The sequence below is a fragment of the Streptomyces sp. NBC_00569 genome (genome assembly GCF_036345255.1).
Classification (GTDB): domain Bacteria; phylum Actinomycetota; class Actinomycetes; order Streptomycetales; family Streptomycetaceae; genus Streptomyces.
This window is the reverse complement of the sequence record NZ_CP107783.1, coordinates 9,353,932-9,367,146: the sequence shown is the minus strand read 5'-3', so window position 1 is coordinate 9,367,146 and position 13,215 is coordinate 9,353,932. Positions and strand designations below refer to the sequence as shown.

Genomic DNA, 13,215 nt, shown 5'->3' with positions numbered 1-13,215 from the left:
CGTCCGGAGCGCGCCTCAGGGCCGTTGGGCACCGTCACCCGACGCTGCGGCGTGTGACGTAGTGCACCTGGATGTCTGGAGTGCAGAGGTGGCATGATCCGGGAGCGTGACGCCCCGCAACCCGACAGTTCGCCCATTCCGGGCGACGGAAGGACATGCGCATGTTCCGTAAGGTGCTCGTCGCCAACCGCGGAGAGATCGCGATCCGGGCGTTCCGCGCCGGCTTTGAGCTAGGGGCTCGAACCGTCGCGGTGTTCCCCCACGAGGACCGCAACTCCCTGCACCGGATGAAGGCGGACGAAGCCTACGAGATCGGCGAGGCCGGGCACCCCGTGCGGGCCTATCTCTCCGTCGAGGAGATCATCCGCGCGGCGCGCAAGGCCGGCGCCGACGCCATCTATCCCGGGTACGGCTTCCTGTCCGAGAACCCCGAACTGGCCCTCGCGTGTGAGCGTTCCGGCATCACGTTCGTCGGGCCGAGCGCGGAGACGCTCGAACTGACGGGGAACAAGGCGCGTGCCGTGGCCGCGGCCCGCGCGGCCGGCGTACCGGTCCTCGGCTCCTCGCAGCCCTCCACCGACGTCGACGAACTGGTCCGGGCGGCCGACGATCTCGGTTTCCCGCTCTTCGTGAAGGCCGTGGCCGGTGGCGGCGGGCGCGGCATGCGGCGCGTCGAGGACGCGGCGACGCTGCGCGAGTCGATCGAGGCGGCGGCCCGTGAGGCCGAGTCGGCGTTCGGCGACCCGACCGTCTTCCTGGAGAAGGCCGTCGTCGAGCCCCGGCACATCGAGGTGCAGATCCTCGCCGACGGCGAGGGCCGGGTCATCCATCTCTTCGAGCGCGACTGCTCCTTGCAGCGACGCCACCAGAAGGTGATCGAGCTGGCCCCCGCGCCGAACCTCGATCCCGAGGTACGCGAGCGGATCTGCGCCGACGCCGTGAAGTTCGCCCGGCAGATCGGCTACCGCAACGCGGGCACCGTGGAATTCCTCCTCGACCCCGCCGGACAGCATGTGTTCATCGAGATGAACCCGCGGATCCAGGTCGAGCACACGGTGACCGAGGAAGTCACCGATGTGGACCTCGTCCAGTCCCAGCTGCGGATCGCCGCCGGCGAGACGCTGGACGACCTCGGCCTGTCCCAGGACACCGTCCGCCTCCGCGGCGCCGCGCTGCAGTGCAGGATCACCACCGAGGACCCGGCCAACGGTTTCCGCCCCGACACCGGCCAGATCAGCGCCTACCGTTCCCCGGGCGGCTCCGGCATCCGGCTGGACGGCGGCACCACTCATGCCGGTACGGAGATCAGCGCGCACTTCGACTCGATGCTGGTCAAACTCACGTGCCGGGGACGGGACTTCGAGACGGCGGTGGGCCGGGCCCGGCGTGCCGTCGCCGAGTTCCGCATCCGTGGTGTGTCGACGAACATCCCCTTCCTCCAGGCCGTTCTCGACGATCCCGACTTCGCCGCCGGACGCGTCACCACCTCGTTCATCGAGACACGACCCCATCTGCTGACCGCCCGTCACTCGGCGGACCGCGGCTCGAAGTTGCTCACCTACCTCGCCGATGTCACGGTCAACAAGCCGCACGGCGAGCGGCCCCCGCTGATCGACGCGGCGACCAAGCTGCCACGGCTGCCCGAAGGCGCGCCGCCGGCCGGCTCCAAGCAGAAGCTGACGGAGCTCGGCCCCGAGGGCTTCGCCCGGTGGCTGCGCGCCTCGCCCACCATCGGTGTCACCGACACCACGTTCCGGGACGCGCATCAGTCGCTGCTCGCCACCCGGGTCCGTACCAAGGACCTGCTCGCCGTGGCACCGGCCGTGGCGCAGACGGTGCCGCAGCTGCTTTCGCTGGAGTGCTGGGGCGGCGCGACCTACGACGTCGCGCTGCGCTTCCTCGCCGAGGACCCGTGGGACCGGCTCGCCGAACTGCGCGCGGCCGTGCCCAACATCTGCCTGCAGATGCTGCTGCGCGGCCGTAACACCGTCGGCTACACGCCGTACCCCACCGAGGTGACCAACGCCTTCGTGCAAGAGGCGGCCGCGACCGGCATCGACATCTTCCGCATCTTCGACGCCCTGAACGACGTGGGTCAGATGCGGCCCGCCATCGAGGCGGTGCGTGAGACCGGCTCGGCGGTCGCGGAGGTGGCCCTGTGCTACACCTCAGACCTGTCCGACCCGTCGGAGAAGCTCTACACGCTCGACTACTACCTGCGTCTCGCGGAGCAGATCGTGGACGCGGGCGCCCATGTGCTCGCGGTCAAGGACATGGCGGGGCTGCTGCGCGCTCCCGCGGCGGCGAAGCTCGTCTCCGCGCTGCGCAGGGAGTTCGATCTGCCCGTACACATCCACACCCACGACACCGCGGGTGGCCAGCTGGCCACCTATCTCGCGGCGATCCAGGCGGGCGCGGACGCGGTGGACGGAGCGGTGGCGTCGATGGCGGGCACCACCTCGCAGCCGTCGCTGTCGGCGATCGTCGCCGCCACCAACCATTCGGAGCGGCCGACCGGCCTTGATCTTCAGGCGGTCTGCGATCTGGAGCCGTACTGGGAGAGCGTGCGCAAGATCTACGCGCCGTTCGAGGCGGGCCTGTCCTCACCGACCGGCCGCGTCTACCACCACGAGATCCCGGGCGGCCAGCTGTCCAATCTCCGGACGCAGGCCATCGCGCTCGGGCTCGGCGACCGCTTCGAGGACATCGAAGCCATGTACGCCGCCGCCGACCGGATCCTCGGCCACCTCGTGAAGGTCACCCCTTCGTCCAAGGTGGTCGGCGACCTCGCGCTGCACCTCGTGGGCGCCGGGGTGTCGCCCGAGGACTTCGAGGCCGAGCCGAACTCGTTCGACCTCCCGTCCTCGGTCATCGGGTTCCTGCACGGCGAGCTGGGCCTGCCGCCCGGCGGGTGGCCGGAGCCGTTCCGCACCAAGGCGCTGCAGGGACGCACGGGCCCCGAGCCGATGCGCGAGCTGTCCGCCGAGGAGCGCGCCGGGCTTGCGAAGGACCCGCGGGCGACGCTGAACCAGCTGCTGTTCCCCGGCCCGACCAAGGAATTCGAGAACCACCGGCAGGCCTACGGCGACACCAGCGTGCTGGCGAGCAAGGACTTCTTCTACGGCATCAGCCCCGGGCGCGAGTACTCCGTGGACCTGGAACCCGGCGTCCGGCTGCTCATCGAGCTGGAGGCCATCGGTGAGGCGGACGAGCGCGGTGTGCGCACCGTGATGGCCACGCTGAACGGTCAACTGCGGCCGATCCAGGTACGGGACCACTCCGTGGCGTCGGACATCCCGGCGACCGAGAAGGCCGACAAGGCCAACTCGAACCATGTCGCGGCGCCGTTCGCGGGCGTCGTCACGCTGGCGGTGGCCGAGGGCGACACCGTGGAGGCCGGTGCGACGGTGGCCACGATCGAGGCGATGAAGATGGAGGCCTCCATCACGGCCCCGAAGGGTGGCACGGTGTCCCGGCTCGCCATCAACGCCATCCAGCAGGTGGAGGGCGGCGACCTGCTGGTCGAACTCGCCTGAAGCCTGACGCCCGAGGCCTGACGCGTGAGCCCCGGGACAGTCGCACTGCGGCTGTCCCGGGGCTCACGCGTCACTGGGTCGGGCGGTTTCGGCAGGCCCTTTGCCCGTCACCGGCGCATGTAGGACAGCATCTGGCCTCTATGCCTCATAACGTGGCTCTTGTCCAACAGAACAGAAACATGTGGAGGCGGAAACCATGGCTGTCAACGAGCTGGACACCCATGACCTGGCAGGGGCACCGGCCGTCAGCGGCGAGCGTGCCGAGTGGCTGGAGGTGCTGGACAAGCACCGGAACTTCCTGCGCTTCACCACTCGTGACCTCACCGACGAGCAGGCCCGGAAGCAGACCACGGCGAGCGCCCTGTGCCTGGGCGGTCTCATCAAGCACGTCACCGAGGTCGAGCGGTGCTGGGTCGACTTCATTCTCAACGGCCCGTCCCCCACGGCCGACTTCATGGCCATGACGGAGGCCGACTGGGCCCGTCGCGAGGACGGGTTCCGGCTGCTGCCCGATGAGACGCTGGCCGGTGTGCTGGCCGCCTACGCCGAGATGGCCCGCCGGACCGACGAGGTGGTCGCCGCTCTGCCCGACCTGGATGCCGCGTGGCCGCTGCCGAAGGCCCCGTGGTTCGAGGAGAACGCCCAGTGGTCGGCCCGCCGGGTGCTGATGCACGTCGTCGCCGAGACCGCCCAGCACGCCGGCCACGCAGACATCATCCGCGAGTCCATCGACGGGGCCAAGACGATGGGCTGACCGGCCGGGCCCCCGGGCTTCTAGCCCTTCGCGTCGGCCTCGAAGTAGCGGCGGGGTACGTCGACGAGCATCGTGTCGATCTGTTCCTCGGTGACCCCGCGCCGTTCGAGGTAGGGCAGCACCTCGTCCGCGATGTGCAGGTAGTGCCACTGCGGCAGCAGCGGCATGACGGCCGGGTCGATCCAGTCGATGTAGCAGGAGGCGTCCTGTGAGAGCACCATCCGGTCGGCGTACCCCCGTCGGCACATCTCCACCACCGTCTCGGCCCGGGCCTCGAAGGTGGTCTCGAGATTGATCCCGAACCGGTCCATCCCGAGCACGAACCCGGCTTCGGCCAGTTCGCCGAGGTGGTCCACGTCAGTGGTGTCACCGCTGTGTCCGAGCACGACCCGGCCCGGGTCCACGCCCTCCTCGTCGCACAGCACACGCTTGACCTGCGACCCCGTGTGCGCCCCTGGGTGGGTGTGCACGGTGATCGGGGTGCCGGTGCGCAGATGCGCCTTGGCCACCGCACGCATCACCCGCTCCACACCCGGCGTGAGGCCCTGCTGGTCGATGGCGCACTTGAGCAGGCCGGCCTTGACGCCGGTGCCGGCGATGCCGTCCTCGATGTCGCCGACGAACAGGTCCACCATCGGGTCCGGCACCTCCGTTCCCGCGGCCTCGTTCAGCGCCGGACCCCGGTGGTGGAAGAAGAACGGCACCTCCCCGTACGCATAACAGCCCGTCGCCACAATGATGTTGAGGTCGGGAAGCTGCTCGGCGACGCGCTGGATCCGTGGAATGTACCGGCCGAGGCCGATCACCGTCGGGTCGACGATGGTACGGACGCCCTGGGCGCTGAGCGCACCGAGCTTGTCCACCGCGTCGGCGATCCGGGCGTCCTCGTCACCCCACTCCCCCGGGTAGTTCTGCTGCACGTCCGGGGTCAGCACGAAGATGTGCTCGTGCATGTAGGTGCGCTCCAGCGTGGCCGAGTCCACCGGCCCCCGGACGGTCTCCACCATGGCCATCAGCGCAGCTCCTTCTTGAGGATCTTCCCGGTCGGTGCCTTGTGGGCCTAGGCATACCGTCCAGTCGGTAGGTGGTCAAGGGATTGCGCACGGGCGCCGGAGGGCGACCCCTGCCGCGTCCTCCGGCCCGGCTCGGTTCGCGGCGTCCGGCCTCCGGCCCCACGCCCCGACACCCTCCGGCTGCCGGGATGACACAGTCCGCGGAACCGCTGAACCTCTTCCGAAGTGGCGACGCACAGCTCAGAACACGTACTGACCGACAGCCGGATCCCGACTGCCGGTCAGTAGCGCTCGGCCGTGCCGAGATACTGCTCGGCGAAGGCGGCCGCCGCGACCGGCGAGGTGAACAGGCGTCGCAGCCGGGCGAGGGTGGTACCTCTTCGGAACGGCTCCCCCGCGGCAGACCCGTGATACACGTCGGACAGCCACTGCGAGAACTCCTGGTAGTCCCACACACGACGCAGGCAGGCCTCCGAATAGCCGTCCAGGCCGCTGCTGTTGCCGTCGGCTTCCTGCGTGAGGCGGGCGACCAGTGCGTCCCCGAGCAGGAAGGCGTCGTGGAGAGCGAGGTTCATGCCCTTCGCCGCGATCGGTGCCACGAGGTGGGCGGCGTCGCCCGCCAGGAAGAGCCGCCCGGAAGCCATCGGCTCGACGACATAGTCATGCATGTCGAGCATCCGCTTCTCGATCAACCGCCCCTCGACCAACTCGGGGGCACCCTCCACAGCGAGCCGACGGCGCAGTTCGGCCCACACGCGCTCGTGCGGCCACTTCTCCGGGTCGTCGCCGGGCGGGCACTGCAGGTAGTAACGGGTCACCTCGGGGCTGCGAGGCATCTGTCCGGCGAATCCGTCCTGGTGGATGCCGAAAAGCACACAGTCGGAGGAAGGCGGCGCCTCGGCCAGCAGGGACAGCCAGCCTATGCCGTAGTCGTGGCGCGCGACCGGGAACCGATCGGCGGGCAGCGCGCGCCGCGTCACTCCACGCGCCCCGTCACACCCTGCGACGAAGTCGCAATGAATCACTTGGCGTTGACCGGATCGGGGGCAGGTGTACGAGACCGATGGCTGGTCGGTGTCGACGTCGTGCACCTGAACGTCCCGGACGCCGAACCTGATGTCACCGTCCCGCACATCGGCGTACTCACGCACAAGATCAGTGACGAGCATCGGCTGGGGGTAGATGTAGTGGTTCTTCCCCGTCAATTCACCGTAGGAGAACCGGTGTCGGCGGCCGTCGAACCGGAATTCACACGCGGTGTGACGCTGCGCCGTCCGCAGCAGGTTCTCGGCGAGACCCCGTTCCTCCAGGGCGCGAACCGCCCACTCCTCGACGACCCCGGCGCGCGGCCGCTGCTCGATGAACTCCCGCGTCTCGGTCTCGAGGACCACGCAGTCGACCCCGGCAGGTCTCAGGATGTTCGCGACGGTCAGCCCGGCGGGACCGGCACCGACCACGACTACCGAAACACGTTGTGGAGCAGGGGTTTTGGGAAACTGAAGAGGGTTCACGCCAGCATTATTCTGCACATGTCAAAGCTCGGTCACACCGGCGAGCCCTCCGGCACGCCGGCCAAGCACATGAAGGTTGCCGAATCGAACCGGGCTACGTCGAGGGGGGTCCGGTGACAGCACGTGTGGCTGTGCTCGCCAGTTCCCGCTTTGGTCGGGACAGGGGCTGCTCAGCGCCAGTCGGCCCCGCCCACGCCTACGCCCTGCGCCCTGCGCCCTGCGCCCTGCGCCCGTCTTGCCTCGATCTCCTCGCGCACCTTCTGCATCACGCTCACGATCCGCCGTTCGCGCTCTTCGGTGAGCCGTGCCACCGGAACCGAGCAGCTGATCGCGTCCCCTGCTGGTGCTTCGCCGTTCACACGCAGCGCGAAGCCGAATCCGACGATGCCGGTGACGCCCTCCTCGCGGTCGATCGAGTAGCCGCGGTCCCGTACCTGTGCGAGGTCGGCGACGAGCGCGGCCCGTGTGGTGTGGGTCCGTGGGGTCAGTGCCTCGTACGGTACGTCCGGCAGTTCCGCGTCCGGGTGCTCGGCGAGCAGCGCCTTGCCGAGCGCGCCCGCGTGGGCGGGCAGCCAGCGCCCCACTCGGCTGATGGTGCGCAGATACTTCCCCCATCTTCTGGACGATCCCGCAGAACTACCTGGCCGCGCGCGCCGCCGCCCTGGGCATCGCACTCATCAACTCCATCGGCAATCTGGGCGGCTTCGTCGCCCCGACCGCCTTCGGCATCCTGGAGACCACGACGGGCTCCACCAAGGGAGGCCTGGTCGGCCTGACAGTGGTCGGCATTCTGGCCGCACTCAGCGTCCTTCTCGTACGAGGAGGCGGCCGGAACGACAGCGTGGGCGGCGCGAGCAAAGCCCAGCCAACGGCCGACACCAAAGCGGCCACCGCCTGACGGCGGCGATTGACCGTGGATCACGGTTCATGGATCACGATTCACAGACCAAGGCATCGCCCGGGAGCCCGACTCGCCGCCTGACTGACGCATTGTCTGTCCTTGGCAGGAACCGTCGGCCTTTCGGACGATGCCGCTCGGGGCGTGGCCGTTCGGGCTTCTCGGCCAGGCGGAGTCCTGCAGCCATAGCGGTGCGCCGTTGGCCACCACGGCGACACCTCCGCTGTCTGCACCCAGTGCCCATGTCACGTTGCGCACGCCCTGTGCCATGCCCGCTCTGGCGGCAAGGCGGAACATGTCCGGCTCCGGGACCATGGCGATGACGGCCCGGCGCGGCGGCCGGCTCCGAAGCCCTCGACCAGGCCCGCCGGGCAGGCAGGGCCGCCGCCGTCCACGAAGCGTCCAGAACGCGGCCCCAACCGGTCCGTGCGCTCCTGTCTCCGCCCCGCTCCAGTCCGGCCGGCGCGGGTGCGAGCTGAAACCCATCGACGGCGGCATTCACTCCCATGGCCCACATCTGTGACCCGGTTGGAGTGCGTAACCGCGTCTACCGGAGCAGGTGGGTGAACACTCAGGTGCCGTAGGTCTCGCGGAAAGGGAGAACGACATGACGGTATTTCCGGTCCCCGGCTCACGGCGCCGAATACGTCGCACACACGTCATCGCGGCCGGCTGTGCCGTGGCCCTGTGCACGTCCGTGGCGGCCACTGCCGCCGCGGACGGCGGCACGACCGCGACCAAACCCAGCATCGTACTGGTGCACGGGGCATTCGCGGACGCCTCCAGTTGGAACGGGGTCGTCGAACGGCTCGAACACCGTGGCTACACCGTCATCGCCCCCGCCAACCCGCTACGCGGGCTGTACAACGACTCCACCTACATCGCCTCCGTCCTGGACAGCATCAAGGGCCCGATCGTGCTGGTGGGCCACTCGTACGGCGGCGCCGTGATCAGCTCGGCCGCCGCGGACAACCCCCGGGTGAAGTCCCTGGTGTACGTATCGGCACTGATGCCCGACGTGGGCGAGAGCGGCATGTCCCTGGCCGCCAGGTTCCCCAGCGAACTCGGCACCGCCACGACGTCCGTTCCCTACCGGGCCGACGGCGTCAGCGGGACCGACCTCTACCTCAAGCCCGACAGACTCCATCAGGTCTTCGCCGCCGACCTGCCGGAAAGCAGGACGAAGGTCATGGCGGTCACCCAACGGCCCGCGGCTACGAACGCGTTCTCGGAGAAGGCCAAGGTGGCCGCCTGGAAACACCTCCCGTCGTGGTTCCTCGTCGCGAAACAGGACAAAACCATCAACCCTGACCAGGAACGCTTCGAGGCCAAGCGCGCGGGTTCACACACGGTGGAGATCAACTCGTCCCATGTGGCCATGCTCAGCCACCCAGATGCGGTCACCGACCTCGTCCTCCAAGCCGCCACGGCGGCCGATTCCGCCCGGCCTGCGCTGGCCGCCACGGGGCCTACCCATGGCGCCCGGGCCATGACCGCACTCGCCGGCATCGCCGCCGCCTCGTTGACCGCGGGCGCAGGATCCATCCTCCTGGGCCGCCGGTTGAGGTACCCCGCGCCCTGACTGCGCTCGGAGACGGCGTTCCTTCCTGTGCCACCGGCGATCGTAAAGGCGTACGGCCGGCTTCGGCTGTCGACGGCCGCCACGAGCATCCTCTACGCAACTCGCTTCACGTGGAAGCTTGCGACGTCAGGCCCACCGTTATGGCATCGGCCGCATTCAGGGGCTGTTCCCAGAGAGCCCAACTTGAACCTCAGTCCGGGAGCAGTTCCTCGGCCCTCGGGGCCCCCGACGTACTCGTCGTCGAATCCGGAACCGTTCGTCAGATCTGGTCTCCGTAGAAACGCACATAACCGATGACGCCCACGGTCGTTGTCCGCTCAGCGATCCACTAAGGAGATGCCGCAAGCGTGCGAAGCCGTCGGGGTGCACCTTCTGACGTGCCAGCAAGGAGCGGCCCCGGTGATGGACGAGGACCGGCGGAGCGCCCACGAAGACCCGCCGACCCTGCCCTCGTTCACTCGGAACTCTGCGATGGTCTTCGCGTTCCAGTCGAGTGCTTCGCTCATCTCGAACTCCAGTCGTTCACGATCGGTGTTACGCGCCGGGAGGACGAGCTGTAGGTACAGAGCGGGTTCTGCCTTGCGCTGGCCAGTGACACGAACGCCGCTGCTCAGCGACATCGCTGACGGCAGGAAGGGCCGATTGCCGCAGGGGTGCTTCGAGGCACTCTCACTGTTCGGTGCTCACCGAGGATCTCCCTTCGGTCGGCGGCCCCCTGCCTGGAGGCCGGCCACTGTGATCCCTTCCGTCGGGCAGGTGACGAGGCATCGCCGGATCAGGGTGATGTGCACGGCCGGGCCACCCACGGGGCCGATCCTCTGCGGACAGGCGTGTCTTCTCGATGCCATGGGACATTTCGGCTCAGCAAGACATGGCCTGGGCGTCTGGCACGCCGTAATGGGCGAACAGAGCCCGGCGAGCGGCTCAGGCGGCGGCCGAGGCCATGCGCAGCGGTGCGAGCGCGGTGCTCCAGGCAATGACTTGGTCGAGCATCGTGTCCATCGAGGTCAGGTTGTGCTCGCCGGGCTTGAAGACGCTGAAGTTCTCGAAGTCGGTGATCATCGACAGTGCGACCTGCTGGCGCACGTCGGCCATCTGGAGCTCGGCGGCGACGAGACGCAGGTGCTCGACGGCCCGCACCCCGCCGACCCCGCCGTTCCCTCCCGGGGGTGAACGCCCAGGGTTCCTGGCAAGCATCCGCTGAAACTGAGCGCCTTTGGCCCGTGAGCGGCCGACGTGGGCCTACGGGCCCGACGGGTCCTGGCGAGCGTGGCGGGTTGAGGTTCCTCTTGAGCGCGGGTTTGGTCTCAGGCCGGCTAGAGGCGGGCGAAGGGTGAGACCGGTGGTGGACCGCAACGCGGAAGACAGCCCGGCCGGGGTGTCGTCTGCCCGGTCCGCGAAGTGGGCGTATCGAAGTCCCGCCCCACGTAACCTCTACCTGTGCCTGCACCTCGCCTGCATCGCGTCGCCGTCCTGGTACTCGAAGGTGCGAAGCCGCTCGATGTCGGAATTCCTGCGCAGGTTTTCACGACCCGCGCGAGCATGCCGTACGAGGTGCGGGTGTGCGGGGCGGCACCCGGTCTCGTGACCGGCGGCGATGGCCTCGCGTACCACGTCGCCCACGGCCTCGACGCCCTTGCGTGGGCCGACATCGTCTTCATCCCCGGCTACCGGTTCCCGGACCGCGACGACCCGCCGCACGCCGTCGTCGATGCACTGATCGCCGCCCACCACCGGGGCGCGCGGCTCGCCGCCATCTCGACGGGCGCTTTCGCGCTCGCCGCCACGGGCCTGCTCGACGGCAAGCGCGCCACGACGCACTGGCACTACACGCGGGCGCTCGTGGCCAGGCATCCGCTCGTCCAGGTCGACGAGAACGTGCTGTTCGTCGACGAGGGCAGCGTGCTCACCTCGGCCGGTGCCGCCTCCGGCATCGACCTGTGCCTGCACATCCTGCGCGGCGACCTCGGAGTGGCCGCGTCCAACCACGCGGCTCGGCGTCTGGTTGCGGCGCCCTACCGCAGCGGCGGCCAGGCCCAGTACGTGCCGCGCAGCATCCCCGAGCCGCTCGGCGAGCGGTTCGCCGCCACCCGTGAGTGGGCGCTGCACCGGCTCGGCAGGCCCCTCACGCTCGACATAATGGCGCGGCAGGCGGGGGTCTCGCCGCGCACGTTCTCCCGGCGCTTCGTCGAGGAGACCGGCTACACGCCGATGCAGTGGGTGATGCGCGCCCGCATCGACCTGGCCCGCGAACTGCTCGAGCGCTCGCAGCGCAGCGTCGAACAGATCGCCGCCGACATCGGGCTCGGCACCGGCGCGAACCTGCGCCTGCACTTCCACCGCATTCTCGGCACCACCCCGAGCGAGTACCGGCGCACCTTCACCCAGGGCGAGTAACCCGCCCGGCACCGCGTGGCGGGATCCTTTTGAACCGTGGCGATCCCGCCACTGTCAGTGGCGCCGGCCGCGGGCGAGTCTGGTGGCGAGGAGAAGGGACACCACTCATGACTCGCATCGCCATCAACGGATTCGGCCGCATCGGACGCAATGTGCTGCGCGCGCTGCTGGAGCGCGACAGCGCCCTCGAGATCGTCGCCGTCAACGACCTGACGGAGCCCTCCGCTCTCGCCCGGCTGCTCGCCTACGACAGCACGGCCGGACGGCTCGGGCGCCCGGTGACCGTCGACGGGGACACCCTCATCGTTGACGGCCGTCGGATCACGGTGCTGGCCGAGCGCGAACCGGCGCAGCTGCCGTGGGCCGAACTCGGCGTCGACATCGTTCTGGAAGCCACCGGCCGCTTCACCTCGGCCAAGGCCGCCCGTGCCCACCTCGACGCGGGCACGAAGAAGGTAGTCGTCAGCGCGCCGTCAGAAGGCGCCGACGTCACGCTCGCGTTCGGGGTCAACAACGACGCCTACGATCCGGCTGTGCACACGATCGTCTCGAACGCCTCATGCACCACGAACGCGCTCGCGCCGTTGGCCGCGGTTCTCGACGAACTCGCCGGTATCGAGCACGGGTTCATGACGACGGTGCATGCCTATACGCAGGAGCAGAACCTGCAGGACGGTCCGCACCGCGACGCCCGTCGCGCCCGAGCCGCCGGCGTCAACATCGTGCCGACCACGACCGGCGCCGCCAAGGCGATCGGCCTGGTGCTGCCGAACCTCGACGGCAAGCTGTCGGGCGACTCGATCCGCGTGCCCGTGCCGGTGGGCTCGATCGTCGAACTCAACACGACCGTCACCCGCGACGTGACGCGCGACGACGTGCTGGCGGCCTACCGCGCCGCAGCGGAGGGGCCGCTCGCCGGCATCCTCGAGTACTCGGACGACCCGCTCGTGTCGTCCGACATCACGGGCAATCCCGCCTCGTCGATCTTGGACTCGGCCCTCACTCGCGTCGACGGCCGCCACGTCAAGGTGGCCGCGTGGTACGACAACGAGTGGGGTTTCTCGAACCGCGTCATCGACACGCTCGAGTTCCTCGCCACCCGCTGACCGGACACCGGGGTGATACCCCTCCTCGAGAGGGACGTGGTCACTGACCCATGGCATCGAGTACCGCGATCGCGTCGGCGGGCAGAACAAGTTCGGCGGCTGCGATGTTCTCTCGCAGGTGGTCCACCGAGGAGGTGCCGGGGATGAGCACCATGGACTGCCAGCGCTGCAGTAGCCACGCCAGGACCACCTGTTGGCGGGAAGCGCCCGGCCGGGCAGCGACACCGGTAAGGGTCTGCGACTGCAGCGGGTTGAATCCGCCGAGAGGGAAGGAGGCGGCGTCAGTTGGAACTCCTCGTCCCCGGGACCAGCGCGCCGCCCGAGCGAGGATAGAGGTTGCTGCATAGTGCCACTCCGCCGGGCGCAACAGCCCCCGGTAGAATGGCACTTCACCCACCAGTGCCGTGCGTGCCTCCGA

The 13,215-nt window shown here is 69.2% G+C and carries 9 protein-coding genes and 1 pseudogene; 5 read left to right on the top strand and 5 right to left on the bottom strand.

Going from position 1 to position 13,215, the window contains the following annotated elements; translation table 11 throughout:
• The first annotated feature begins 161 nt into the window (after positions 1-161).
• Positions 162-3,536, top strand: coding sequence for a pyruvate carboxylase (locus tag OHO83_RS42315; RefSeq protein WP_266680478.1), 3,375 nt, complete (start codon positions 162-164; stop codon positions 3,534-3,536).
• A gap of 196 nt (positions 3,537-3,732) precedes the next feature.
• On the top strand, positions 3,733-4,290 hold the full coding sequence (locus OHO83_RS42310; protein ID WP_266680476.1) for a DinB family protein: 558 nt from the start codon (positions 3,733-3,735) through the stop codon (positions 4,288-4,290).
• Positions 4,291-4,310: 20 nt separating this feature from the next.
• On the opposite strand, the gene OHO83_RS42305 is transcribed toward OHO83_RS42310, so the two are convergent.
• The 3 genes and pseudogenes from OHO83_RS42305 to OHO83_RS42295 form a co-directional block, all read right to left on the bottom strand.
• The gene (locus tag OHO83_RS42305; RefSeq protein WP_266680474.1) at positions 4,311-5,303 is read right to left on the bottom strand and encodes a phosphotriesterase family protein; all 993 of its coding nucleotides are present in this window, start codon (positions 5,301-5,303) and stop codon (positions 4,311-4,313) included.
• A gap of 281 nt (positions 5,304-5,584) precedes the next feature.
• A complete protein-coding gene (locus OHO83_RS42300) occupies positions 5,585-6,814 on the bottom strand; it encodes a 4-hydroxybenzoate 3-monooxygenase (RefSeq protein ID WP_266680472.1) in 1,230 nt (409 codons plus the stop codon).
• 170 nt (positions 6,815-6,984) lie between these two features.
• A pseudogene (locus tag OHO83_RS42295) lies at positions 6,985-7,440 on the bottom strand (IclR family transcriptional regulator); the annotation flags it as partial.
• Positions 7,441-8,319: 879 nt separating this feature from the next.
• Between OHO83_RS42295 and OHO83_RS42290 the strand changes: the two are divergent.
• Positions 8,320-9,294 (top strand): alpha/beta fold hydrolase, encoded by a 975-nt coding sequence (locus OHO83_RS42290; protein WP_266680470.1) that lies wholly within the window; start codon positions 8,320-8,322, stop codon positions 9,292-9,294.
• A 924-nt stretch (positions 9,295-10,218) separates the two neighbouring features.
• On the opposite strand, the gene OHO83_RS42285 is transcribed toward OHO83_RS42290, so the two are convergent.
• Positions 10,219-10,491 (bottom strand): hypothetical protein, encoded by a 273-nt coding sequence (locus OHO83_RS42285; RefSeq protein ID WP_266680468.1) that lies wholly within the window; start codon positions 10,489-10,491, stop codon positions 10,219-10,221.
• A 243-nt stretch (positions 10,492-10,734) separates the two neighbouring features.
• Between OHO83_RS42285 and OHO83_RS42280 the strand changes: the two genes are divergently transcribed.
• Positions 10,735-11,691, top strand: a complete 957-nt coding sequence (locus OHO83_RS42280; protein WP_266680466.1) for a GlxA family transcriptional regulator — start codon at positions 10,735-10,737, stop codon at positions 11,689-11,691.
• A 107-nt stretch (positions 11,692-11,798) separates the two neighbouring features.
• On the top strand, positions 11,799-12,797 hold the full coding sequence (gene gap / locus OHO83_RS42275; protein ID WP_266680464.1) for a type I glyceraldehyde-3-phosphate dehydrogenase: 999 nt from the start codon (positions 11,799-11,801) through the stop codon (positions 12,795-12,797).
• A 40-nt stretch (positions 12,798-12,837) separates the two neighbouring features.
• Here the strand turns inward: gap and OHO83_RS42270 are convergent, their stop codons facing one another.
• On the bottom strand, positions 12,838-13,185 hold the full coding sequence (locus OHO83_RS42270) for an aldo/keto reductase (RefSeq protein ID WP_432748545.1): 348 nt from the start codon (positions 13,183-13,185) through the stop codon (positions 12,838-12,840).
• Positions 13,186-13,215 lie beyond the last annotated feature (30 nt).